Annotated in this window: 21 protein-coding genes; 16 read left to right on the forward strand and 5 right to left on the reverse strand. The window is 72.2% G+C overall.

Annotated elements, in window-relative coordinates; translation table 11 throughout:
• Positions 1 to 20: 20 nt before the first annotated feature.
• Positions 21 to 644 carry a histidine phosphatase family protein gene (locus tag KUM03_RS26395; protein ID WP_217251936.1) on the reverse strand — a complete coding sequence of 208 codons (624 nt, stop codon included), beginning with the start codon at positions 642 to 644 and terminating at the stop codon, positions 21 to 23.
• A 98-nt stretch (positions 645 to 742) separates the two neighbouring features.
• Between KUM03_RS26395 and KUM03_RS26400 the strand changes: the two genes are divergently transcribed.
• The 4 genes from KUM03_RS26400 to holA all read left to right on the forward strand — a co-directional run bounded on the left by KUM03_RS26400 (position 743) and on the right by holA (position 3,923).
• A complete protein-coding gene (locus KUM03_RS26400; RefSeq protein WP_217251939.1) occupies positions 743 to 1,600 on the forward strand; it encodes an arylamine N-acetyltransferase in 858 nt (285 codons plus the stop codon).
• 148 nt (positions 1,601 to 1,748) lie between these two features.
• The gene (locus KUM03_RS26405) at positions 1,749 to 2,630 is read left to right on the forward strand and encodes a YceI family protein (protein WP_217251942.1); all 882 of its coding nucleotides are present in this window, start codon (positions 1,749 to 1,751) and stop codon (positions 2,628 to 2,630) included.
• Between the two features lie 15 nt (positions 2,631 to 2,645).
• A complete protein-coding gene (locus KUM03_RS26410) occupies positions 2,646 to 2,891 on the forward strand; it encodes a hypothetical protein (RefSeq protein WP_217251944.1) in 246 nt (81 codons plus the stop codon).
• Positions 2,892 to 2,933: 42 nt separating this feature from the next.
• Positions 2,934 to 3,923, forward strand: coding sequence for a DNA polymerase III subunit delta (holA, locus tag KUM03_RS26415; RefSeq protein ID WP_217251947.1), 990 nt, complete (start codon positions 2,934 to 2,936; stop codon positions 3,921 to 3,923).
• Positions 3,924 to 4,146: 223 nt separating this feature from the next.
• On the opposite strand, the gene rpsT is transcribed toward holA, so the two are convergent.
• A complete protein-coding gene (gene rpsT, locus KUM03_RS26420; protein ID WP_073722968.1) occupies positions 4,147 to 4,413 on the reverse strand; it encodes a 30S ribosomal protein S20 in 267 nt (88 codons plus the stop codon).
• 252 nt (positions 4,414 to 4,665) lie between these two features.
• Here rpsT and lepA point away from each other — a divergent pair, with 252 nt between their 5' ends.
• The 5 genes from lepA (at position 4,666) to KUM03_RS26445 (ending at position 12,876) form a co-directional block, all read left to right on the forward strand.
• The gene (lepA, locus tag KUM03_RS26425; RefSeq protein WP_217251949.1) at positions 4,666 to 6,534 is read left to right on the forward strand and encodes a translation elongation factor 4; all 1,869 of its coding nucleotides are present in this window, start codon (positions 4,666 to 4,668) and stop codon (positions 6,532 to 6,534) included.
• Between the two features lie 322 nt (positions 6,535 to 6,856).
• Positions 6,857 to 8,734, forward strand: coding sequence for a long-chain fatty acid--CoA ligase (locus KUM03_RS26430; protein WP_217251951.1), 1,878 nt, complete (start codon positions 6,857 to 6,859; stop codon positions 8,732 to 8,734).
• Positions 8,735 to 8,929: 195 nt separating this feature from the next.
• Positions 8,930 to 10,903, forward strand: a complete 1,974-nt coding sequence (locus KUM03_RS26435) for a SpoIIE family protein phosphatase (protein ID WP_217251953.1) — start codon at positions 8,930 to 8,932, stop codon at positions 10,901 to 10,903.
• Positions 10,904 to 10,963: 60 nt separating this feature from the next.
• Positions 10,964 to 12,196, forward strand: coding sequence for a radical SAM family heme chaperone HemW (gene hemW, locus KUM03_RS26440; RefSeq protein ID WP_217251956.1), 1,233 nt, complete (start codon positions 10,964 to 10,966; stop codon positions 12,194 to 12,196).
• 101 nt (positions 12,197 to 12,297) lie between these two features.
• On the forward strand, positions 12,298 to 12,876 hold the full coding sequence (locus KUM03_RS26445; protein WP_254399887.1) for a Uma2 family endonuclease: 579 nt from the start codon (positions 12,298 to 12,300) through the stop codon (positions 12,874 to 12,876).
• Here the strand turns inward: KUM03_RS26445 and KUM03_RS26450 are convergent.
• Both KUM03_RS26450 and KUM03_RS26455 read right to left on the reverse strand, forming a co-directional pair.
• Entirely contained in the window at positions 12,854 to 13,672 is an 819-nt protein-coding gene (locus tag KUM03_RS26450) for a DUF3097 domain-containing protein (protein ID WP_217251961.1), read from the reverse strand. The two genes, KUM03_RS26445 and KUM03_RS26450, sit on opposite strands and share 23 nt — an antisense overlap.
• A gap of 34 nt (positions 13,673 to 13,706) precedes the next feature.
• Positions 13,707 to 14,441 (reverse strand): MBL fold metallo-hydrolase, encoded by a 735-nt coding sequence (locus KUM03_RS26455; RefSeq protein WP_217251963.1) that lies wholly within the window; start codon positions 14,439 to 14,441, stop codon positions 13,707 to 13,709.
• 194 nt (positions 14,442 to 14,635) lie between these two features.
• Between KUM03_RS26455 and hrcA the strand changes: the two genes are divergently transcribed.
• The 4 genes from hrcA to KUM03_RS26475 all read left to right on the forward strand — a co-directional run bounded on the left by hrcA (position 14,636) and on the right by KUM03_RS26475 (position 18,732).
• Complete coding sequence (gene hrcA, locus KUM03_RS26460) at positions 14,636 to 15,652, forward strand: heat-inducible transcriptional repressor HrcA (RefSeq protein WP_217251965.1); 1,017 nt, start codon at positions 14,636 to 14,638, stop codon at positions 15,650 to 15,652.
• A complete protein-coding gene (gene dnaJ, locus KUM03_RS26465; RefSeq protein WP_217251967.1) occupies positions 15,653 to 16,789 on the forward strand; it encodes a molecular chaperone DnaJ in 1,137 nt (378 codons plus the stop codon).
• Between the two features lie 111 nt (positions 16,790 to 16,900).
• Complete coding sequence (locus tag KUM03_RS26470) at positions 16,901 to 17,986, forward strand: nitronate monooxygenase (RefSeq protein ID WP_217251969.1); 1,086 nt, start codon at positions 16,901 to 16,903, stop codon at positions 17,984 to 17,986.
• A complete protein-coding gene (locus KUM03_RS26475) occupies positions 17,983 to 18,732 on the forward strand; it encodes a 16S rRNA (uracil(1498)-N(3))-methyltransferase (RefSeq protein ID WP_217251972.1) in 750 nt (249 codons plus the stop codon). Before KUM03_RS26470 ends, KUM03_RS26475 begins: the two co-directional genes overlap by 4 nt.
• Before the next feature lie 9 nt (positions 18,733 to 18,741).
• Here KUM03_RS26475 and KUM03_RS26480 read toward each other — a convergent pair whose 3' ends face one another.
• Positions 18,742 to 19,119: a hypothetical protein gene (locus KUM03_RS26480; RefSeq protein ID WP_217251974.1), complete on the reverse strand. Its 378-nt coding sequence runs from the start codon at positions 19,117 to 19,119 to the stop codon at positions 18,742 to 18,744.
• A 71-nt stretch (positions 19,120 to 19,190) separates the two neighbouring features.
• Between KUM03_RS26480 and KUM03_RS26485 the strand changes: the two genes are divergently transcribed.
• From KUM03_RS26485 to KUM03_RS26495, 3 genes are all read left to right on the forward strand, one after another.
• On the forward strand, positions 19,191 to 19,700 hold the full coding sequence (locus KUM03_RS26485) for a hypothetical protein (protein WP_217251976.1): 510 nt from the start codon (positions 19,191 to 19,193) through the stop codon (positions 19,698 to 19,700).
• 72 nt (positions 19,701 to 19,772) lie between these two features.
• The gene (locus KUM03_RS26490; RefSeq protein WP_217251978.1) at positions 19,773 to 22,970 is read left to right on the forward strand and encodes a S41 family peptidase; all 3,198 of its coding nucleotides are present in this window, start codon (positions 19,773 to 19,775) and stop codon (positions 22,968 to 22,970) included.
• A gap of 54 nt (positions 22,971 to 23,024) precedes the next feature.
• Positions 23,025 to 23,378 (forward strand): histidine triad nucleotide-binding protein, encoded by a 354-nt coding sequence (locus tag KUM03_RS26495; RefSeq protein WP_073722953.1) that lies wholly within the window; start codon positions 23,025 to 23,027, stop codon positions 23,376 to 23,378.
• The last annotated feature ends 14 nt before the right edge of the window (positions 23,379 to 23,392 follow it).

The raw sequence follows: 23,392 nt of genomic DNA on the forward strand, positions 1-23,392 counted from the left end.
GTCACGCGCCACGGGCACCCTCAGACGTGCACCTCGGGAGGAAATCCGGTCCAGCGCAGCTCGGTGGGCAGGTGGCGCATGTCGTTGGTGGTGAGGACGGAGGCGGGCCGGCCGGGTGCGTACCGGATGACCGTGAGTGCGGCGTTGCAGTGGTTCAGGCCGAGCCAGCGCCACGGCGGCGCGTGCATGGCGTCCCGTACGAGCCAGGCGATCAGGAAGTTGTGGGTGACGACCAGTTCGTAGCGGTCCTGTTCACCGTCCACCGGCCCGGTGAACATGTCCAGCGCCCGGCGGGCCAGCGCGGGTCCGTGCTCCCGCTCCTCCTCGGTGGCACCGGCGAGGAAACGGAGGAAGAAGTCCGCCGATTCCACCGGGAGCTCGTCCCTGTCCGGCACGTGGGGAACGTAGTCACCGGCGACTTCCGAGACGTGGAGAGGAACGTTCTCCAGCTGGTCACCGATGAGACGTGCGGTCTGTTCGGCGCGGGGCAGCGGACCGTGGTGAACGGCCGTCAGGGGGAGGTCCCGGAGACGCCGGCCGAGCAGCGTGGCTTGCCGGCGGCCGTTCTCCGTCAGCCCGCTCTCCTCGGACGACGCCTCGCCGTGCCGGGCCAGACAGAGATACCGGGTGGCTGTGCCGGTCATCACACGCTCCTCCACGTCCATCAGCGATCTTGTGCACCGATCGACGCCTGGTCCCGCCTCGCCGGTTCCGTCCGGTCACGCTCCAGGAGACTGAGGGCATGGAGACATCACAGGTCGACGCCTACCTCCGCCGGCTCGGAGCCGACGCTCCGGCCCGGCCCACCCTCGGCGCCCTGCGCGAGCTGCACCAGCGCCATCTGCGGACGGTGCCGTTCGAGAACCTGTCCGTCCACCTGGGCGAGGGGATCGTTCTGGAGGAGGCGCGGCTGCTGGAGAAGATCGTGGGCGCGCGGCGGGGCGGGTTCTGTTACGAACTCAACGGGCTCTTCGCCGCGCTGCTGTCCGCGCTCGGGTACGAGGTCACGCTGCTCGCGGCGCGGGTGTACGGGGACGGCGGCGCGCTCGGGATCCCGTACGACCACATGGCGCTGCTGGTGCGGACGGTGGACGGGGGCGACTGGCTGGCGGACGTCGGGTTCGGGGCGCACAGTCACGGTCCGCTGGAGTTCGGGGAGCGGGGCGAGCAGGAGGACCCCGGGGGGACCTTCCGGATCGTGGCGGCGGGGCCGGACGCGGCCGGGGTGCGCGGCGGGCACGACGCGGTCCGCGCGGCCGACCTGGACGTGCTGTGCGACGGGAAGCCCGTGTACCGGCTGGAGCCGCGCCCGAGGGTGCTCGGCGACTTCGTGGCCGGTGCGTGGTGGCACAGCACCTCGCCCCGGTCGCATTTCCTCCAGTCCCCGGTGTGCTCCCGGCTCACGGAGGACGGAGGCCGGGTCACGCTCAGCGGGCGCAGGCTCACGACGACCGCCGCCGACGGGGGACGGGAGGTGTGTGAGGTGGCGACGGACGAGGAGGTGCTGAGGGCCTACCGGGACCTCTTCGGGATCCGCCTCGACCGGGTGCCCGCCGGGCCCGCCGGGCCCGCTCGTGAGGAAACCCGCCGGGAGCGCTGAAACCGGGCAACACGGGCTACTCGTGCGTACCCGCAGCACATGCGCCGCTTTCCCGCGATGTGACCCCGTGTTGCCTCGAAAGCCCCAATGGTGATCGAATGTTTCTTCGTCAACCAATTCTTTCCATGTCACACAGAGGGTGTCGCAGATGATCGGCCGCTTGCTGGGAAACCGTACGAAGCGGATGCAACGGACGGGACCCCTGGCCGCGGTGCGAACGCCGCCGAACGCGGGGGTGCTCAGCTGCCGGGTCCTCGACCCCGTCAACGAGCCGGTCGTGAACGCGGAGTTCGCGGTCAGCGACACCATGGGGCGCAAGGTGGTCGGCGGTGGGACGGACCCCTTCGGGTCGTTCGTGGCGACGGTGCCCGCGGGGGAGTACCGGCTCGCCGTGTCCGCCGAGGGCTACACGCCTTACCGGGCGTCCGTGACGGTCACCGAGGACGCGCTGGCGTCGCTCGGTGACGTGACGCTTCAGGTGGCCCAGCCCCCGCAGCTGCCCGCGCCGGGCGACTGGGAGATCGAGCCGACGCACTCCTCGATCGCGTTCACCGCGCGGCACATCGGTCTGGCCCGCATCCACGGCCGCTTCAACGCGTTCGCCGGCGCGGTGCGGATCGCCGAGGACATGGAGCGGTCGGCGATGCACGTGGTGATGGACGCGGCGTCCATCGACACCAACGTGAAGATGCGCGACGACCACCTGCGGTCCGCGGACTTCCTGGACGTGCAGCGGTATCCGACGCTGGAGTTCTACGGCGACAGGTTCACGCACCGCGGCGGCAACCGCTGGGCCGTGACCGGCGCGCTGTCGCTGCACGGCGTGACGCGCACGGTCACGCTGGACGCCGAGTACCTCGGCCTCGGCAACGGCATGGAGGGCGAGACGCGGGCGGCCTGCCGCGCCACCACCGAGCTGCACCGCGACGACTTCACGGTCAGCTGGCAGACGATGCTGGCGCGCGGCATCGCCGTCGTCGGGCCCAGCATCCGCATCGACCTCGACGTGCAGATCGTGCCCAAGGGCTGACCGACAATGGCACCCGTGAGTGACGTGAGACATGTGCTGGTGCTGCCCGACCGCGACGCCGCCCAGGAGCTCGCCCAGGAGCTCGGGGAGCGGTTCGGGATCGACGAGGAACCGCGGATCCTGAGGGACGCGTTGGCCGGCGAGGACGACGCCGAGGACGCCCAGTGGCTCGTCGTCCTGCGGGACGAGCGTGAGGCCCTGGACCCCGCCGAGCTGGACGCGTTCGCGGGGGAGTGGGAAGGCTGGCGCGAGGAGCCGTAGGGCACGCCGCCGCTGTCAGTGGCGCGTGCGATGCTTGTCGCGATGGCCAGGAAGACTGCGAATGACGACCCTCTCGCCCCGGTGACCCTTGCCGTGGGCCAGGAGGACCTCCTGCTCGACCGTGCCGTGCAGGAGGTGGTGGCCGCCGCGAAGGCCGCCGACGCCGACACGGACGTACGCGACCTGACCCCCGACCAGCTGCAGCCCGGCACGCTCGCCGAGCTCACCAGCCCCTCGCTCTTCGCCGAGCGCAAGGTCGTCGTCGTACGCAATGCGCAGGACCTGTCCGCCGACACGGTCAAGGACGTCAAGGCCTACCTCGGCGCGCCCGCCGAGGAGATCACCCTCGTCCTGCTGCACGCGGGCGGCGCCAAGGGCAAGGGCCTGCTGGACGCCGCGCGCAAGGCGGGCGCCCGCGAGGTGGCGTGCGCCAAGATGACCAAGCCCGCCGACCGGCTGGCCTTCGTGCGGGCGGAGTTCCGCACCGCCGGACGGTCCGCCACCCCCGAGGCGTGCCAGGCGCTGGTCGACGCGATCGGCAGCGACCTGCGGGAGCTGGCCTCGGCGGTGTCCCAGCTGACCGCCGACATCGAGGGCACGATCGACGAGGCCGTCGTCGGGCGGTACTACACCGGGCGGGCCGAGGCCTCCAGCTTCACGGTCGCCGACCGGGCGGTCGAGGGACGGGCGGCGGAGGCCCTGGAGGCGCTGCGCTGGTCCCTGGCGACCGGAGTGGCGCCGGTACTGATCACCAGCGCGCTCGCCCAGGGCGTGCGGGCCATCGGCAAGCTCTCCTCCGCCCGCGGCGGCCGCCCCGCCGACCTCGCCCGCGAGCTGGGCATGCCGCCGTGGAAGATCGACCGCGTCCGGCAGCAGATGCGCGGCTGGACCCCGGACGGCGTCTCGGTGGCCCTGCGCGCGGTGGCCGAGGCGGACGCGGGGGTGAAGGGCAGCGGGGACGACCCCGAGTACGCCCTGGAGAAGTGCGTGGTGACCGTCGCGCGTGCGGCGCGTTCCCGGGGACGGGCGTAACCCGGGCCGGACGGACGCGCGTAACCCGGGTCGGACAGCCGCTCACACCGAAGGCCCCGGCGCACGTCCTGGGGAAGGACGGCCACCGGGGCCTTTGGAACAAGCTCGCGGATCCATGCCCGCGTGGCGAACGCAGGCCGCGCATGGATCCTGGGTGCCGGACGGGGGCGGATGAGAGAGGGCCCGCCCTGGGTCCTTCCGGCGATCAGACCAGATAAGGGGTTCAGCCCTTGAGGGCGCCGACCTTCTGGGCCAGGGCCGACTTCTTGTTGGCGGCCTGGTTCTTGTGGATGACGCCCTTGGAGACGGCCTTGTCGAGCTCGCGCGAGGCAACGCGCTGGTACTCGGTGGCCTTCTCGACGTCGCCCGCGGCAGCGGCCTCACGAGCCTTGCGGATCGCGGTCTTCAGAGAGGACTTGACGGCCTTGTTGCGCAGCCGGGCCTTCTCGTTGGTCTTGTTCCGCTTGATCTGGGACTTGATGTTCGCCACGAATGAGCCTTTGCAGGTTCAGGCACGAGGCCGCGAGGGTCCCGTGCCGGTGATTTCTTGAAGGAGTGCCTCGCGCTGAGAGGGCATGAGACACAGCCCCCCACACTACCAGCGGCCACTCGGCCCGCCCAAACCCGCCCTCTACCCCTCCCGAACCCCTCCCGGCGCCCCACCCGTGGGACGATGGAAGCTACGTATCGATCCGACCCGAGACCGCAGACACTGCGGACGCCTCAAGAATCAGGACCCTGCGTGCCCGCGATCCCCAGCCATGTGCCCGAGCCGAGCCGTACCGACCCGGCGCTGATCCGCAATTTCTGCATCATCGCGCACATCGACCACGGCAAGTCCACGCTCGCCGACCGGATGCTCCAGCTGACCGGTGTGGTCGAGCAGCGGCAGATGCGCGCCCAGTACCTCGACCGCATGGACATCGAGCGCGAGCGCGGCATCACGATCAAGTCCCAGGCGGTGCGACTGCCGTGGGCCCCGTCCCACGACGAGGGCAACACGCACATCCTCAACATGATCGACACCCCGGGGCACGTCGACTTCACCTACGAGGTCTCGCGGTCGCTGGCCGCCTGCGAGGGCACCATCCTCCTCGTCGACGCCGCCCAGGGCATCGAGGCCCAGACCCTCGCCAACCTCTACCTGGCGATGGAGAACGACCTCACGATCATCCCCGTGCTGAACAAGATCGACCTGCCGGCCGCGCAGCCCGAGAAGTTCTCCGAGGAGCTCGCCAACCTGGTCGGCTGCGACCCCGACGACGTGCTCAAGGTCTCCGCCAAGACCGGCCTCGGCGTCGACGCGCTGCTGGACAAGGTCGTCGCCGAGGTCCCCGCGCCGGTCGGCGTCAAGGATGCCCCCGCCCGCGCGATGATCTTCGACTCGGTCTACGACTCCTACCGCGGTGTCGTGACGTACGTCCGTGTCATCGACGGCCAGCTCAACAAGCGCGAGCGCATCCGCATGATGTCCACCGGCGCCACCCACGAGCTGCTGGAGATCGGCACCAACTCGCCGGAGATGCTGGCCGCCGACGGTCTCGGCGTCGGCGAGGTGGGCTACCTGATCACCGGCGTGAAGGACGTCCGCCAGTCCAAGGTCGGCGACACCGTCACCAGCCAGCACAAGGGCGCCGAGGAGCCGCTCGGCGGCTACAAGGACCCCAGGCCCATGGTCTTCTCCGGCCTGTACCCGCTGGACGGCTCCGACTACCCGCTGCTGCGCGAGGCCCTGGACAAGCTCCAGCTCAACGACGCCGCGCTGGTCTACGAGCCGGAGACCTCCGCCGCCCTCGGCTTCGGCTTCCGCGTCGGCTTCCTCGGCCTGCTCCACCTCGACGTGATCCGCGAGCGCCTCGAGCGCGAGTTCGGCCTCGACCTGATCGCCACCGCGCCCAACGTGGTCTACCGCGTGGTCATGGAGGACGGCACCGAGGTCGAGGTCACCAACCCGAGCGAGTTCCCCGAGGGCAAGATCAACGAGGTCTACGAGCCGGTCGTGCGCGCCACGATCCTGGCGCCGACCGAGTTCATCGGCGCCATCATGGAGCTGTGCCAGACCCGGCGCGGCACCCTGCTCGGCATGGACTACCTCTCCGAGGACCGGGTGGAGATCCGCTACACCCTCCCGCTCGCGGAGATCGTCTTCGACTTCTTCGACCAGCTGAAGTCCAAGACCCGCGGCTACGCCTCCCTGGACTACGAGCCCACCGGCGAGCAGACCTCCAGCCTGGTCAAGGTCGACATCCTGCTGCACGGCGACAAGGTGGACGCCTTCTCGGCGATCACCCACAAGGACGCGGCGTACGCGTACGGCGTGCGGCTCGTCGCCAAGCTGCGCGAGCTGATCCCGCGCCAGGCCTTCGAGGTGCCCATCCAGGCCGCCATCGGCTCCCGGGTGATCGCCCGCGAGACCATCCGCGCCATCCGCAAGGACGTCCTCGCCAAGTGCTACGGCGGTGACATCTCGCGTAAGCGGAAGCTGCTGGAGAAGCAGAAGGAAGGCAAGAAGCGGATGAAGATGGTGGGCTCCGTGGAGGTTCCGCAGGAGGCCTTCATCGCGGTGCTGTCGAGCGACGACAGCGCGGGGTCGGGCAAGGGCAAGAAGTAGCCGCCAGGCCGCACACGCCGCACGCGTCGCACGCGTCGCACGCCGAGTCGGGCGAGACGGACGCGAAGGGGCCCGTCGTACGAAAGTGCGGCGGGTCCCTTCGCATGTCACGGGCGCGCATCTGTAGGAAGTGACAGGGCGCGGACTCTTACGCCGAGGCCACTCGCCCTTTACTCTGATGCCTGCCCCGTAGTTACTCGTGAGTTAAACAAGTGATAGCAAGTGACCGGGCAACCGTCCGACCCCCTGCCCGGCCACCGCCCGAGAGTGAATCCAGCCGCACCTGAGCAAGCCGCACCGTCGCGGGCCCACGGAGGATGTCGTGAGCGACACACAGACACTGATCGAGAACCGTCCGCCCTCCGTGGCGGGGCTCTTCCTGGAGCGGGTGGCGGCCACGCCGGACGCCGAGGCGTACCGCTACCCGGTGCCGTCCGCGTCGGGTGACGGCCCGGACGACTGGAAGTCGCTGACCTGGGCGCAGGCGGCCGAGCGGGTCTACGCGATCGCGGCCGGCCTCATCGAACTCGGCGTGCAGCCCGAGCAGCGCGTGGGCCTGGCCTCCTCCACCCGCATCGAGTGGATCCTGGCCGACCTCGGCATCATGTGCGCCGGCGCCGCGACGACCACCGTCTACCCGCAGACCAACGCGGAGGAGTCGGCGTACATCCTCTCCGACTCCGAGAGCCGGGTGCTGATCGCGGAGGACGCCGCCCAGCTGGCCAAGGCGAGGGAGAAGCGGGCCGAGCTGCCCGAGCTCACCCACGTAGTGGTCGTCGACGCGGCCGGCGCCGACACCTCGGAGGACTGGGTCCTCACCCTCGACGAGCTGGAGCGCCGGGGCGCCGCCCGCCTGGAGCAGGACCCGGAGCTGGTCAGGAAGCGGGTCGGCGCGCTCACCAAGGATCAGCTCGCCACCCTCATCTACACCTCCGGCACCACCGGCAAGCCCAAGGGCGTCCGCCTCCCGCACGACAACTGGTCGTACATGGCGAAGGCGATCGCGGCGACCGGCCTGTGCACCGGCGACGACGTGCAGTACCTCTGGCTGCCGCTCGCGCACGTCTTCGGCAAGGTGCTCACCTCCGGCCAGATCGAGGTCGGCCACGTCACCGCCGTCGACGGCCGCGTCGACAAGATCATCGAGAATCTGCCGGTGGTCCAGCCGACCTACATGGCGGCCGTGCCCCGCATCTTCGAGAAGGTCTACAACGGCGTCGCCGCCAAGGCCCGCGCGGGCGGCGGGGCCAAGTACAAGATCTTCCAGTGGGCGGCCGGGGTCGCCCGCGAGTACGCCAAGGTCACCCAGGACAACTTCAAGCGCACCGGCACCGCGAGCGCCCCCACCGGCCTGCGCACCAAGCACGCCGTCGCCGACAAGCTCGTCTACGCCAAGATCCGCGAGGCCTTCGGCGGCAACCTGCGCGCCTGCGTGTCCGGGTCGGCCGCGCTCGCCCCGGAGATCGGCTACTTCTTCGCCGGCGCCGGCATCCACATCCTGGAGGGCTACGGCCTCACCGAGTCCTCCGCCGCGTCCTTCGTGAACCCGGGCGAGGCCTACCGCACCGGCACCGTCGGCAAGCCGCTGCCCGGCACCGAGGTGCGCATCGCCGACGACGGCGAGATCCTGCTGCGCGGCCCCGGCATCATGGAGGGCTACCACAAGCTGCCCGAGAAGACCGCCGAGGTCCTGGAGTCCGACGGCTGGTTCCACACCGGCGACATCGGCGAACTCTCGCCCGACGGCTACCTGCGCATCACAGACCGCAAGAAGGACCTGATCAAGACGTCGGGCGGCAAGTACATCGCGCCCGCCGAGGTGGAGGGACAGTTCAAGGCGGTCTGCCCCTACGTCTCCAACATCCTCGTCCACGGCGCCGACCGGAACTTCTGCACCGCGCTCATCGCCCTCGACGAGATCGCCATCGCCGAGTGGGCGAAGGAGAACGGCCTGGAGGGCAAGCCGTACGCGGAGATCGTCGCGGCGCCCGTCACCGTCGAGATGGTCGACGGCTACGTCAAGCAGCTCAACGAGGGCCTCCAGCGCTGGCAGACCATCAAGAAGTTCCGCCTGCTGCCCCGCGACCTCGACGTCGAGCACGGCGAGATCACGCCGAGCCTGAAGCTGAAGCGGCCGGTCGTGGAGCGGGAGTACAAGCACCTGATCGAGGAGATGTACGAGGGCTCGCGCGAGGCGTAGCGCGGGCGAGCGTCGTGATCCGTACGGCGAATGCCCGGAACTGACCGGTTTCCGACCGTCTTCGAGCATTCGCCTACCACGGATCTCACCCATGGCGGCCCACTTCGGTAACTCCGCGCTTATGGACGGGGCCGGTCTGTCACTCTGTCGGCACTGACTGCGAAGTATGCGCACGCACTGCCCGGGGAGCCGTCCATGGGGGCCATTCCGACGCAACGGGAGACCGTCTCCCGCGCCACAGGGGCGCCCGCGCACCCTGCCGGCGTGTCCGTCCAGGAGTGCGCGCGGGCGCACGTGACCCTGCTCGGCAGCTCCCTCGCGCCGGGCGCGGCCCGCGAGATGGTGCGGGCCGCGCTGGCCGACTGGTCCGCGCTGGGCCTGCCCGGCACGGAACAGCTGACCGAGCACCTGGCCGCCGACGCCCTGGTGGCCGTCAGCGAACTGGTCACCAACGCCGTCGTGCACGCCGGCACCGACGTCGAGGTGGTCTGCCGGCTGGAGGAGACGGGCACCCTCGTCGTCGAGGCCACCGACCACCACCCTTCCCGGGCACCGAGGAGCGGTGACCAGGAGGCACCGCACGAGACCCCCGAGTACGGCCGGGGCCTGCGCCTCGTCGCCGCGCTCGCGGAGGCCTGGGGCATCACCTACCGGCCGGGCACCAAGACGGTCTGGGCGCGGTTGCGGGCCGCGGGTGCCGAGGCGGCGGAGGCCGCGGAGGCGGCGGACGCGGTGCGGACCGCCGGACGGGTCGAGGCGTACGCGGAGGAACGCGACCCGCGGTCCACCGGGTCCCCGGCTGGGCTGCCACCGCGGCGGGAGGCCGGAGCGGGCCGGCGCGGTGTCCGTGACCGCGAGTGGCTGGGCCGTGGCGCCCTGTCCTTCCTCGCCGAGGCCTCCGACCTGCTGGCCGGGCAGCTCGACGAGGACCTGGTCGCCTCCCTCACCGGCCAGCTGATCGTGCCGCGGCTCGCCGACTGGTGCGCGGTGTGGCTGGAGGACGAGTCCCTGGGCCGGGGAGCCTGGAGCGACGCTCCCGGCGCGGTCGTGGGCGCGCGGCTGGCCCGCGTCTGGCACGGCAGCGAGAGCCACATCGAGGAACTGCGCCGCGCCCTGGAGAAGGACCCGCCCCGCCCCCGCGACCCGTGGCGCTCCGGCCCCCTCGCCCACCCCTGGCCCGGCGAGGCGCTCGGCCCGGACGGCACCCACGGAGCCGCGCTCGCCTACCGCTTGGTCGCCGGGGGCCGGCCGCTCGGCACCCTGGTCATCGGACGGGCCGGCCCCGCAGGCTTCCCCGACGAGATCACCGGCCTCGTGGAGGACCTCAGCCGCCGCGTCGCGCTCGCCATCGGCGCCGCCCGCCAGTACGCCCGCCAGGCCACCATCAGCGCCGTCCTCCAGCGCGGCCTGCTGCCCGGCGCCGTCGCCGAGATCCCCGGCGTGCGCAGCGCCCTCGTCCACGAACCGTGCGACAAGGGCGGCCCCAGCGGCGACTTCTACGACCTCTTCCCGGCCGGCGACGGCCGCTGGTGCTTCGCCCTCGGCGACGTCCAGGGCAAGGGTCCCGAGGCGGCCGTCGTCATCGGGCTCGCCCGGCCCTGGCTGCGGCTGCTGGCCCGCGAGGAGTACGGCGTCCCCGACGTCCTGGACCGCCTCAACCAGCTCCTCCTCGACGACGCCACCGAGGCCGCCGACGCCGCCGCCCGCGCCCTGGTCGCCGCGGGCGGCCCACCGGTTGCCCCGGGCGACGGACCGCAGACCCGTTTCCTGTCCCTGCTCTACGGCGAACTGGTCCCCCACGACGGCGGCGTCCGCTGCACCCTCGCCTCCGCCGGGCATCCGCTGCCCCTCCTCCTCGGCCCCGACGGCGTCGTCCGCACGGTCGCCGAGCCGCAGACCCTGCTCGGCGTCGTCGAGGACGCCACGTACACGAGCGAGACCTTCGAGCTGTGCTCCGGCGACACCCTCCTCTGCGTCACGGACGGGGTCACCGAGCGGCGCAGCGGCTCCCGCCAGTTCGACGACGGGGACGGGCTCGCCACGGCCCTCGCCGGGTGCGCGGGCCTGGAGGCCGGGCTGGTCGCGGAGCGGATCAGGCGGCTGGTCCACGAGTTCGGGGCCAGGCCCCCGGAGGACGACCTGGCGCTGCTGGTCCTCCAGGCCGAGTAGGCGAGCGGCCGAGCAAGGCGGGCAACCGAGCAACAGCCGCCGTACGGGACAATGGAACGCATGCCCTCCGCACTCCCCGACGGCGAGCCCGTCCCCGCCGACGGTGCCCTCCCGGCGTCCGCGCTCGCCGGCGCCGCCGACCGCCCCTTCGGCTTCTACCTGCACGTCCCGTACTGCGCGACCCGCTGCGGCTACTGCGACTTCAACACCTACACCGCGACCGAGCTGCGCGGCACCGGCGGCGTCCTCGCCTCCCGCGACAACTACGCCGAGACGCTGACCGACGAGATCCGCCTCGCCCGCAAGGTGCTCGGCGACGACCCCCGCGAGGTCCGCACGGTCTTCGTCGGCGGCGGTACGCCGACCCTGCTGGCCGCCGGGGACCTGGTACGGATGCTGCACGCGATCCGCGACGAGTTCGGCCTCGCACCGGACGCGGAGATCACGACGGAGGCCAACCCGGAGTCCGTCGACCCGGCCTACCTCGCCACCCTCCGCGAGGGCGGCTTCAACCGGATCTCCTTCGGCATGCAGAGCGCCAGGCAGCACGTCCTGAAGGTCCTGGACCGCACCCACACCCCCGGCCGCCCCGAGGCGTGCGTCGCCGAGGCCCGCGCCGCCGGCTTCGACCACGTCAACCTCGACCTGATCTACGGCACCCCCGGCGAGACCGACGACGACTGGCGCGCTTCCCTGGACGCCGCGCTCGGCGCCGGGCCCGACCACGTCTCCGCGTACGCCCTGATCGTCGAGGAGGGCACCCAGCTCGCCCGCCGCATCCGGCGCGGCGAGGTCCCCATGACCGACGACGACGTCCACGCCGACCGCTACCTGATCGCCGAGGAGACCCTCGCCGCGGCGGGCTTCGACTGGTACGAGGTGTCCAACTGGGCCACCTCCGACGCCGGACGCTGCCTGCACAACGAGCTGTACTGGCGGGGCGCCGACTGGTGGGGCGCGGGGCCGGGAGCCCACTCCCATGTGGGGGGCGTGCGGTGGTGGAACGTGAAGCATCCGGGGGCGTACGCGGGCGCACTGGCGGCGGGGAAGTCGCCGGGTGCCGGACGCGAGGTCCTGACGGACGAGGACCGGCGGGTGGAGAGGATCCTGCTGGAGCTGCGGCTGCGGGAGGGCGTCCCGCTGTCCCTGCTGCGGGAGGCGGGGCTCGCGGCGTCGCGGCGGGCGCTGTCGGAGGGGCTGTTGCAGGCGGGACCGTACGAGGACGGCCGAGCCGTGCTGACCCTGCGGGGGCGGCTCCTGGCGGACGCGGTGGTGCGGGACCTGGTGGACTGATCACTCGGGGGGAGTGAATCGGTGCGGATCGGGAGTTCGGTCCCTAGTCTGGTTCGTAGGCTGCCGCCAAAAGGACGCGGCGGATGTGGAGGGCCACGGAGATGACCGCTGTGGACGAGTACGGGATGGCCAAGTTCCTCGAGGATTTCGAACCTCCGGAGGGCCTCACAGCTGAGCTTCTTCGGGGGGAAATCGTGATGATGGCCAGTCCTGATCTGGTGCACAACATCATCGTTCTGCTGATGAGCAGGCAGGTCCCTCTCGAACGCTGGTACGGACTCCAGACGCAGGACATCGACATCCTGGACGAGGCCAGCGTGCCGGTGCCAGACCTGGTTGTCGTGGCGCCTGATGCCTTGCCCCAGGCGGGCCGGCTGCTCCCCTCCCCGCTGATCACCATGGTTGCCGAGGTCGTTTCCAAGACCAGTGTTCACCGGGACTATGGCGTGAAGCGCTCGATCTACGCCGCTGGTGAAGTCCCTGCCTACCTCATCGTTGATCCGATCATGGCGCAGTGCGTCCTGTTGACTGATCCCGATGGAAAGGGGGACGAAGCCAACTACCGGACGCAGCACATCGCGAAGTTCGGTGAACCAGTGGCGCTGGACGTCCTGGGAATCGAGTTGGACACCAGTGGTTTCGGCACCTTCACCGGCGTCAAGCCCCACCGCTATCCGTAACGAAGTCGATCAACTCTTCCACCCGCCCCAGCAGCTCCGGCTCCAGGTCCTTGTACGACCCCACCCGCGCCAGAATCGCCTGCCACACCGCCCCGGTGTTGTCGGACGGCCACCCCAGCGCCCGGCACACCCCCGTCTTCCAGTCCTGACCTCGCGGCACCCGGGGCCAGCCCTCGATCCCCAGCGACGACGGCTTCACCGCCTCCCAGATGTCGATGTACGGGTGGCCGACGACCAGCGCGTGCTCGCTCGTCACCGCCTGAGCGATGCGTGACTCCTTCGACCCCGGCACCAGGTGGTCCACCAGCACCCCCAGCCGCGCGTCCGGGCCCGGCGCGAAGTCGGCGACGATCGAGGGCAGGTCGTCGACGCCCTCCAGGTACTCCACCACCACGCCCTCGATGCGCAGGTCGTCGCCCCAGACCTTCTCGACCAGCTCGGCGTCGTGCCGCCCCTCGACGTAGATGCGCCCGGCGCGCGCCACCCGCGCGCGGGCCCCCGGGACCGCCACCGAACCCGACGCCGTACGGGAGGGCCGCACCGGACCCGAGGACGGCGACGGACGCACCAGCGTCACCACCCGCCCCTCCAGCAGGAAGCCGCGCGGCTCCATCGGGAAGACCCGGTGCTTGCCGAAGCGGTCCTCCAGGGTCACCGTGCCGGCCTCGCAGGCGATCACCGCGCCGCAGAACCCGGTGCCGGGCTCCTCGACCACCAGACCGGGGTCGGCCGGAACCTCCGGTACCGGCTGCGGCTTCTTCCACGGAGGGGTCAGGTCGGCGGAGTACTGGCGCATTCTGCCGACGATACGAGGAATCCAGGCCCCATGATCAGCGCGACACGCCGAAACCGGCGGCCAGCGCGTCCCGTTGGGCCCGCACGAACGCCGCGTCCACCACCGCGCCGTGACCCGGCACGTACCGCGCGTCCTCGCCGCCCAGCTCCAGCAGCCGGTCCAGCGCGGCCGGCCAGTGGGACGGTGCGGCGTCGGGGCCCGCCTGCGGCTCGCCGGACTCCTCGACCAGGTCGCCGCAGAAGACGACCTCCACCTCGCCCGGCACCAGCACCGCGAGGTCGTGGCCGGTGTGCCCCGGGCCCACGTTCGCCAGCAGGACCTGCCGGCCGCCGCCCAGGTCGAGCGTCCACTCGCCGCACACCTCGTGCCGGACGCCGACCAGCGCGTCGGCCGCCTCCTGAGCCGACCGCGCCTCCAGCCCCTCCGCCTCCGCGTCCGCGCGCAGCGCCTCCCGCCCGTGTCCGCCCCGAGCGAACACCGCGCCGGTGCCCACCGCCCCGTACACCTCCACGCCCGCGAACGCCGCCGCGCCGAAGACGTGGTCGAAGTGCGGATGGGTCAGCGCGAGATGCGTCACACGGTGACCGGCCAGCGCCTGCGCCGCCGCGCGCAACCGGGCGCCCTCACCGAGGCTCGACCCGGCGTCCACGAGCAGCGCGGCGCCCGCGCCGACGACCAGCCCCGCCGTGCAGTCCCACACCGGCAGACGGCACCGCCCGACGCCCGGGGCCAGCCGCTCCCACCCCAGCTCTTCCCAAGTCACGCTCATGACGGCGACGCTATCGGGGCACGCGCCCCCCGGCGCGGCGGCACCGTACCGACGGTGACCGGCCCGGTGCCCGGCCTTGCCGTGGGTGTACCCCACAGCCGTACACTGGGCCGGGGAAGTCTGGCACTCGCGCACCGTGAGTGCCAGGACAGACAGGCAGGACAACGGGCCGACGACTTCTGGAGGTGTGCGCGATGCTCAGCGAACGCAGGCTGAAGGTGCTGCGCGCCATCGTCCAGGACTACGTCGGCACCGAGGAGCCCGTCGGCTCCAAGGCCCTCACCGAGCGGCACAACCTCGGCGTCTCCCCGGCCACCGTGCGCAACGACATGGCGGCCCTGGAGGACGAGGGGTTCATCGCCCAGCCGCACACCAGCGCGGGACGCATCCCGACCGACAAGGGCTACCGGCTCTTCGTCGACAAGCTGGCCGGCGTCAAGCCGATGACCGCGCCCGAGCGCCGCGCCATCCAGAACTTCCTGGAGGGCGCCGTCGACCTCGACGACGTCGTGGCCCGCACGGTGCGGCTGCTCGCGCAGCTCACCCGGCAGGTCGCCGTCGTGCAGTACCCGTCGCTGACCCGCTCGACCGTGCGCCACGTCGAGCTGCTCTCGCTCGCGCCCGCGCGTCTGATGCTCGTGCTGATCACGGACACCGGGCGGGTCGAGCAGCGCATGGTCGACTGCCCGGCGCCGTTCGGCGAGGCGTCCCTCGCCGATCTGCGGGCGCGGCTCAACAGCCGGGTCGCGGGACGCCGGTTCTCGGACGTGCCCGGTCTGGTGGAGGAACTCCCGGAGGCCTTCGAGGCCGAGGACCGGGGTACGGTCTCCACCGTGCTCTCCACTCTCCTGGAGACGCTGGTCGAGGAGAACGAGGAGCGGCTGATGATCGGCGGCACCGCCAATCTCACCCGCTTCGGGCACGACTTCCCCTTGGTGATCCGGCCGGTGCTCGAAGCACTGGAGGAGCAGGTCGTGCTCCTCAAGCTGCTCGGCGAGGCGAAGGATCCGGGCGTGACCGTCCGTATCGGTCATGAGAACGCCCACGAAGGACTCAACTCCACGTCCGTCGTGTCGGTGGGCTACGGTTCGGGCGGCGAGGCGGTTGCCAAGCTCGGCGTGGTCGGACCGACCCGCATGGACTACCCGGGAACGATGGGAGCGGTACGCGCAGTGGCACGGTACGTCGGACAGATCCTGGCGGAGTCGTAGGTGGCCACGGACTACTACGCCGTACTCGGCGTGCGCCGCGACGCGTCCCAGGACGAGATCAAGAAGGCGTTCCGGAGGCTCGCCCGCGAGCTGCATCCGGACGTCAACCCCGATCCGAAGACCCAGGAGCGGTTCAAGGAGATCAACGCCGCCTACGAGGTGCTGTCGGACCCGCAGAAGAAGCAGGTCTACGACCTCGGCGGAGACCCGATGTCCCAGGCGGGCGGCGGCGGAGCCGGCGGCTTCGGCGCGGGCGGCTTCGGGAACTTCTCGGACATCATGGACGCGTTCTTCGGTACGGCGTCGCAGCGCGGACCGCGCTCGCGCACCCGCCGGGGCCAGGACGCCATGATCCGCATCGAGGTCGAGCTCGACGAGGCGGCCTTCGGTACGACCAAGGACATCCAGGTCGACACGGCCGTCGTCTGCAACACCTGCAACGGCGAGGGCGCCGCCCCGGGCACCTCGGCCCAGACGTGCGACATGTGCCGCGGCCGCGGTGAGGTCTCGCAGGTCACCCGGTCCTTCCTGGGCCAGGTCATGACCTCGCGGCCCTGCCCCCAGTGCCAGGGCTTCGGCACGGTGGTCCCGACCCCGTGCCCGGAGTGCGCCGGTGACGGCCGCATCCGCTCCCGTCGCACGCTGACGGTGAAGATCCCGGCCGGTGTCGACAACGGCACCCGCATCCAGCTCGCGGGCGAGGGCGAGGTCGGCCCCGGCGGCGGTCCCGCCGGCGACCTGTACGTCGAGATCCACGAGCTGCCGCACTCGACCTTCCAGCGGCGCGGCGACGACCTGCACTGCACGGTCACCATCCCGATGACGGCGGCGGCCCTCGGCACGAAGGTGCCGCTGGAGACCCTCGACGGCATGGAGGAGGTCGACATCCGCCCGGGCACCCAGTCCGGCCAGTCGATCCCGCTGCACGGCCGGGGCGTCACCCATCTGCGCGGCGGCGGCCGGGGCGACCTGATCGTCCACGTCGAGGTGACCACCCCGACCAAGCTCGACGCCGAACAGGAACGCGTGCTGCGCGAGCTCGCCAAGTTGCGCGGCGAGGAGCGTCCGCAGGGGCAGTTCCAGCCTGGTCAGCAGGGCCTTTTCTCCCGTCTGAAGGACGCCTTTAACGGGCGCTGACGGGCACGTGGCGAGGCAGGGCGCCAGGAGCTTCCCGATGCGGATGCTCCTGGCGTATGCCAACGGAAGCCCGGATTCGGACTTGTTCAAAGGACGTGACAACATGCGCTCATGTCCTCCGCACTGACCGATCTCTTCCCCTACCCGATCGTGCAGGCACCCATGGCGGGCGGCGTCTCCGTGCCGCAGCTCGCCGCCGCGGTCTGCGATGCGGGAGGGCTGGGATTCCTCGCCGCCGGGTACAAGACCGCGGACGGGATGTACCAGGAGATCAAGCAGCTGCGGGGGCTGACGTCCCGCCCCTTCGGCGTCAACCTCTTCATGCCGCAGCCCGAGACGGCCGACCCGTCCGCCGTCGGCGTCTACGCCCATCAGCTGGCCGGCGAGGCCGCCTGGTACGAGACGGAGCTCGGCGACCCCGAGTGCGGCCGGGACGACGGCTACGAGACCAAGCTCGCGGTGCTGCTGGACAACCCGGTGCCGGTGGTGTCGTTCCACTTCGGCGTCCCGAGCCGTGAGGTCGTCGACTCCCTGCACCGCGTCGGCACCTTCGCGCTGGTCACCGCGACCACCGCGGACGAGGCCCGGGCCGTCGAGCACTGTGGCGCAGACGCGGTGATCGCACAGGGCACCGAGGCCGGCGGACACCAGGGCACCCACCGGGACAGTCCGGAGACCGGCGGCTTGGGCACCGGACTGCTGTCCCTGGTCGCCCAGATCCGCGAGGCGGTGAGCCTGCCCGTCGTCGCCGCCGGCGGCATCATGCGCGGCGGCCAGATCGCCGCCGTCCTCGCGGCCGGCGCGAGCGCGGCCCAGCTCGGCACCGCCTTCCTCGCCACCCCCGAGTCCGGCGCCCACGCCCTGCACAAGCAGGCCCTGACCAACCCGCTGTTCGTACGCACCGAACTGACCCGCGCCTTCTCCGGCCGCCCGGCCCGCGGCCTGGTCAACCGCTTCCTGCGCGAGCACGGCCCCTACGCCCCCGCCGCCTACCCCGAGGTGCACCACCTCACCGCGCCCCTGCGCAAGGCGGCGGCGAAGGCGGGCGACGCGCAGGGCATGGCGCTGTGGGCGGGGCAGGGGCACCGGATGGCGCGGGAACTGCCCGCCGGTCAGCTGGTGGAGGTGCTGGCGGCCGAACTCGCCTCCGCCGGGACAGCGTTGTCAGGTTACGCGACGGGAGGTACGGGCCGATGACGGCACCGGTGTTCGTGGTCGACTCCCTGCGGCCGGGCGGTCTGCCCGGCGGGGAGTACGTCCTGGACGGTCCCGAGGGACGGCACGCCGTCTCCGTGAAGCGGCTGCGGCCCGGCGAGGACGTCGTCCTCACCGACGGGCGCGGACACTGGGCCGAGGGCGTGGTGAAGGCCGCCGAGGGCAAGGACCGCCTCGTCGTCACGGACCTGGAGACGGTCCACGAGGAGCCCGAGGAGCGGCCCCGCGTCACCGTCGTCCAGGCGCTGCCCAAGGGCGACCGGGGCGAGCTGGCCGTGGAGACGATGACCGAGGTCGGTGTCGACGCGATCGTGCCGTGGGCGGCGTCCCGCTGCATCACGCAGTGGAAGGGCGACCGGGGTGTGAAGGCGCTCGGCAAGTGGCGGGCGACGGCCCGGGAGGCCGGCAAGCAGTCCCGGCGGGTCCGCTTCCCCGAGGTCGCGGACGCGGCGACGAGCAAGCAGGTCGCCTCACTTCTGGCCGACGCCGACTTCGCCGCCGTACTCCACGAGAGCGGCGAGGAACCCCTGGCCGCCACGGAACTCCCCGCCTCCGGCGACATCGTGCTGGTCGTCGGCCCCGAAGGCGGCGTGTCACCGGAGGAGTTGGCGCTGTTCGCCGAGGCCGGCGCCAAGCCCTACCGCCTGGGGCGCAGCGTCCTGCGCACCTCCACGGCCGGCACCGCGGCGACGGCGGTCCTCCTGGCCCGCACCGGCCGCTGGTCCTGACGGCGCCGGTCAGGCCGCCGACGCCGACGCCAACGCGGGGAACAGTTCCCAGCCGTCCAGCTCCACGAGCCCGTCCCCGGCTCCGGGCAGCAGCCCGCGCCGTCCGGCCTCGTCCACCAATCGCCGTACGACACCGGGTTCGCGCAGGTTGAGCAGGTTTCCGCGGCCGTCCGCCACGCAGCCCTTGTACCAGTGGCCGCCCTCGGAGGTGTACCGGCCGGAGTCCGGGCCGCCCGCGAGGAAGACGAACCGGATGCGGAGCCCGTCACGGCAGAGCGTCAGGGCGTCGCGCCAGACACCGTCACGGCCCCGTTTCTGCCGGTGGCTCCAGAGGTACGTCGTCCGCTCGTCCACCACGAGCCTGCGCTGCCTGCGGTCATTGCCCATCCGCCCACGGTAGTGAGGCGTGGCCGTATGCGCCCTACCGCCGCCCCCGCACCGGTGGCAGGCTGCCCTCCATGGGGGCATTGAGGCGGATTCGGCGCGTGGCTCCGGTGGTCGTCGGTTCGGTGGTCGCCGTCGGCGGTGTCGCCGCGTGCGACCCGGGCGGACTCAGCTCCGCCTCGGTGGCGTTCACGACCGACCAGACCGTGACGCGTGAGCTGGAGCGGCGGAAGGCGGAGGTCCGGTGGATCACCTGCACCGCCTCCTACGGCGACGAGGGCACCAGTGCTTCCGAGAACGCCGTCGCGTCCGTCGAATGCGACGGCAGGACGGACGACGGCAAGGACATCACCGTCGACGGCAAGGTGACCCGCGTGGTCGACGGCGCCTGTGTGCGCGGCGACCTGACCGCGAAGGTGGACGGCAAGCAGTGGTTCCGGGTGGACGGGCTGGGCGACTGCGACGCCACCGGCGCCCCGCCCGCGAACCGGCCTTCCCAACGGCAGCCCGGACCCACCGTGACCGTCACCCGGACCATCTGGTGCCCGGACGACCCGCACTGCCGCCCCGTGGAGGGCAAGTAGCCCGGCGTGCCGGTGGCCGGCAAGTGATCCAAACCTCTGTCGGCGGACGCCGCCGCTGCATAGGGTGAGGGGGTGACACAGCCCGCAGCGTCTGCCTACCTCCGCTTTCCGCACCCGCACGGCGAGTTGGTCGCCTTCACCGCCGAGGACGACGTGTGGCTCGCCCCGCTCGACGGCGGCCGGGCCTGGCGGGTCAGCGCCGACAACGTGCCGGTCAACCACCCGCGCGTCTCGCCCGACGGCACCACCGTCGCCTGGACCTCCACCCGCGACGGCGCCCCCGAGGTGCACATCGCGCCCGTCGACGGCGGACCCGCCAAGCGCCTCACCCACTGGGGCAGCATCCGCACCCAGGTACGCGGCTGGACCGCCGACGGACGGGTCCTCGCCCTGAGCACCCACGGGCAGGCCAGCCTGCGCCGCAGCTGGGCCCGTGCCGTGCCGCTCGACGGGGGACCGGCCGAGACCCTGCCGTACGGGCCCGTCGGCGACGTCGCGGCCGGCCCGCACACCGTGCTGCTGTCCGCCCCGATGGGCCGCGAGGCCGCCTGGTGGAAGCGCTACCGGGGCGGCACGGCGGGCAAGTTGTGGATCGACCGCGAGGACGACGGCGAGTTCGTACGCCTGCACGACGGCCTCGACGGCAACATCGAGTACCCCTTCTGGGTCGGCGACCGCATCGCCTTCCTCTCCGACCACGAGGGCACCGGCGCCCTCTACTCCTCCCTCGCCGACGGCTCCGACCTGCGCCGCCACACCCCTCTCGACGGCTTCTACGCCCGGCACGCGGCGACCGACGGCACCCGCGTCGTCTACTCGTCCGCCGGTGAGCTGTGGACGCTGGACGACCTGGACGGCGCCGAGCCGCGCCGCCTCGACGTCCGGCTCGGCGGCCCGCGCGTCGACCTCCAGGCCTACCCGGTCAACGCCGCCCGCTGGTTCGGCTCGGCGTCCCCCGACCACACCGCGCGCGGCAGCGCCGTCGCCGTACGGGGCGGCGTCCACTGGGTCACCCACCGCTCCGGACCGGCCCGCGCCCTCGCGGCGACGCCCGGCGTCCGCACCCGGCTGCCGCGCACCTTCCGCGCCGACGGCGAGGAATGGGTGGTGTGGGTGACGGACGCCGAGGGCGAGGACGCCCTGGAGTTCGCGCCCGCCACCGGACTCGCCCCCGGCAGCAGCCCGCGCCGGATCGCCGCCGGGCAGCTCGGCCGGGTGCTGGGCCTCGCCATGGCCCCCGACGGCAGCCGCGCCGCCGTCGCCTCGCACGACGGGCGCGTCCTGCTCGTGGAGCGCGAGACCGGCGAGGTCCGCGAGGTCGACCGCAGCGACAACGGCGACGCCTCCGGCCTGGTCTTCTCACCCGACTCCGCCTGGCTCGCCTGGTCCCACCCCGGCCCCGACCCGCTCCGCCAGCTCAAGCTCGCCAACACCACCGACCTGTCGGTCTCCGAAGCCACCCCCCTGCGCTTCAAGGACTACGCGCCCGCCTTCACCCTGGACGGCAAGCACCTCGCCTTCCTCTCCACCCGCTCCTTCGACCCGGTCTACGACGAGCACGTCTTCGACCTGGCCTTCGTCGAGGGCGCCCGCCCGTACCTGATCACGCTCGCGGCGACCACCCCGTCGCCCTTCGGCCCGCAGCGCCACGGCCGCCCCTTCGAGACCCCGGACCGGGACGAGACCCCCGACAGCGAGGGCACCCCCACCACCCGGATCGACATCGAGGGCCTCGCCGACCGCATCGTGCCCTTCCCGGTGGAGGCCGCCCGCTACTCCGGGCTGCGCGCCGCCAAGGACGGCGTGCTGTGGCTGCGCCACCCGGTCACCGGCGTCCTCGGCGCCTCCCGCGCCACCCCGGACGACCCCGACCCGCACACCGAGCTGGAGCGCTACGACCTCGCCCAGCAGCGGATCGAGCACCTCGCCTCCGACGCCGACCACTTCGAGGTCAGCGGCGACGGCAAGCGGGTGCTGCTGTGGACCGACGGACGCCTCAAGGTCGTGCCCAGCGACCGGCGGGCCTCCGGCGACGAGGACAGCGACACCAACATCACCGTCGACCTGGCCCGGGTCCGGCAGACCGTCACCCCGGCCGCCGAGTGGCGCCAGATGTTCGACGAGACCGGCCGCATCATGCGGGACCACTTCTGGCGGCCCGACATGAACGGCGTCGACTGGGACGGCGTACTCGACCGCTACCGCCCCGTCCTCGACCGCCTCGCCACCCACGACGACCTCGTCGACCTTCTCTGGGAGGTGCACGGCGAACTCGGCACCTCCCACGCCTACGTCACCCCGCGCGGCGGCCACGGCTCCGGCGCCCGGCAGGGACTGCTCGGCGCCGACCTCTCCCGCCACGAGGACGGCACCTGGCGCGTCGACCGCGTCCTGCCCTCGGAGACCTCCGACCCCGAGGCCCGTTCCCCGCTCGCCGCGCCCGGTGTCGCCGTGCGCGCCGGGGACGCGATCCTCGCGGTCGCCGGTCAGCCCGTGGACCCGGTCACCGGACCCGGCCCGCTGCTCGTCGGCACCGCGGGCAAGCCCGTCGAACTGACCGTCTCCCCGTCCGGCGGCGGCGAACCCCGGCACGCCGTCGTCGTCCCCCTCACCGACGAGGAGCCGCTGCGCTACCACGCCTGGGTCGCCGACCGCCGCGCCTATGTCCACGAGAAGTCCGGCGGCCGGCTCGGCTACCTGCACGTCCCCGACATGGTCGGCTCCGGCTGGGCCCAGCTCCACCGCGACCTGCGCGTCGAGGTGGCCCGGGAGGGCCTGGTCGTCGACGTCCGCGAGAACCGCGGCGGGCACACCTCCCAGCTGGTCGTGGAGAAGCTGGCCCGGCGCATCGTCGGCTGGGACCTGCCGCGCGGCATGCGGCCGTCCAGCTACCCGCAGGACGCGCCCCGGGGTCCGGTCGTCGCCGTCGCCAACGAGTTCTCCGGCTCCGACGGCGACATCGTCAACGCCGCGATCAAGGCGCTCGGCATCGGCCCGGTCGTCGGCACCCGCACCTGGGGCGGCGTCATCGGCATCGACAGCCGCTACCGGCTGGTCGACGGCACGCTGATCACGCAGCCCAAGTACGCCTTCTGGCTGGAGGGTTACGGGTGGGGCGTGGAGAACCACGGCGTCGATCCGGACGTGGAGGTCCCGCAGCGCCCGCAGGACCACGCGGCGGGCCGCGACCCCCAGCTGGACGAGGCGGTCCGGCTGGCGCTGGCGGCACTGGAGGAGACCCCGGCGAAGACACCGCCGAGCCTGCCGTAGCCGCGCGGCTGGATACGATGCCCGTAACAAGATCACCAGCGTGAGGAGGCCCCCATGGCGGGCGAGCCACAGGACGACTGTCTGTTCTGCAAGATCGTCGCAGGCCAGATCCCCGCGACGATCGTCCGCGAGACGGAGACGACCGTCGCGTTCCGCGACATAAACCCCCAGGCCCCCACCCACGTCCTGGTGATCCCCAAGGCCCACTACCGGGACGCCGCGGCCCTCGCGGCCGGCGCCCCGGAACTCGCCGCGGACGTCCTGCGCGAGACCCAGGCGGTCGCCGACGAGGAGAAGCTGGACAGCTACCGCACCATCTTCAACACCGGCACCGGTGCCGGCCAGACCGTCTGGCACACCCACGCCCACGTCCTCGGCGGCCGGGGCCTCGAATGGCCCCCCGGATAAAGCGGCGCGACCAC

The organism is Streptomyces sp. AC602_WCS936, from assembly GCF_019049125.1.
Taxonomy (GTDB): Bacteria; Actinomycetota; Actinomycetes; order Streptomycetales; family Streptomycetaceae; genus Streptomyces.

Bases quoted from the DNA above. Each gene is read 5' to 3' on its own strand.
- hrcA (WP_217251965.1), top strand. From the start codon at position 14,636: ATGCTCAGCGAACGCAGGCTGAAGGTGCTGCGCGCCATCGTCCAGGAC.
- KUM03_RS26435 (WP_217251953.1), top strand. From the start codon at position 8,930: ATGGGGGCCATTCCGACGCAACGGGAGACCGTCTCCCGCGCCACAGGG.
- KUM03_RS26475 (WP_217251972.1), top strand. From the start codon at position 17,983: ATGACGGCACCGGTGTTCGTGGTCGACTCCCTGCGGCCGGGCGGTCTG.
- holA (WP_217251947.1), top strand. From the start codon at position 2,934: ATGGCCAGGAAGACTGCGAATGACGACCCTCTCGCCCCGGTGACCCTT.
- KUM03_RS26395 (WP_217251936.1), bottom strand. From the start codon at position 644: ATGACCGGCACAGCCACCCGGTATCTCTGTCTGGCCCGGCACGGCGAG.
- KUM03_RS26400 (WP_217251939.1), top strand. From the start codon at position 743: ATGGAGACATCACAGGTCGACGCCTACCTCCGCCGGCTCGGAGCCGAC.
- KUM03_RS26455 (WP_217251963.1), bottom strand. From the start codon at position 14,441: ATGAGCGTGACTTGGGAAGAGCTGGGGTGGGAGCGGCTGGCCCCGGGC.
- KUM03_RS26405 (WP_217251942.1), top strand. From the start codon at position 1,749: ATGATCGGCCGCTTGCTGGGAAACCGTACGAAGCGGATGCAACGGACG.
- KUM03_RS26485 (WP_217251976.1), top strand. From the start codon at position 19,191: ATGGGGGCATTGAGGCGGATTCGGCGCGTGGCTCCGGTGGTCGTCGGT.
- KUM03_RS26450 (WP_217251961.1), bottom strand. From the start codon at position 13,672: ATGCGCCAGTACTCCGCCGACCTGACCCCTCCGTGGAAGAAGCCGCAG.
- hemW (WP_217251956.1), top strand. From the start codon at position 10,964: ATGCCCTCCGCACTCCCCGACGGCGAGCCCGTCCCCGCCGACGGTGCC.
- KUM03_RS26445 (WP_254399887.1), top strand. From the start codon at position 12,298: ATGACCGCTGTGGACGAGTACGGGATGGCCAAGTTCCTCGAGGATTTC.
- KUM03_RS26470 (WP_217251969.1), top strand. From the start codon at position 16,901: ATGTCCTCCGCACTGACCGATCTCTTCCCCTACCCGATCGTGCAGGCA.
- KUM03_RS26495 (WP_073722953.1), top strand. From the start codon at position 23,025: ATGGCGGGCGAGCCACAGGACGACTGTCTGTTCTGCAAGATCGTCGCA.
- KUM03_RS26480 (WP_217251974.1), bottom strand. From the start codon at position 19,119: ATGGGCAATGACCGCAGGCAGCGCAGGCTCGTGGTGGACGAGCGGACG.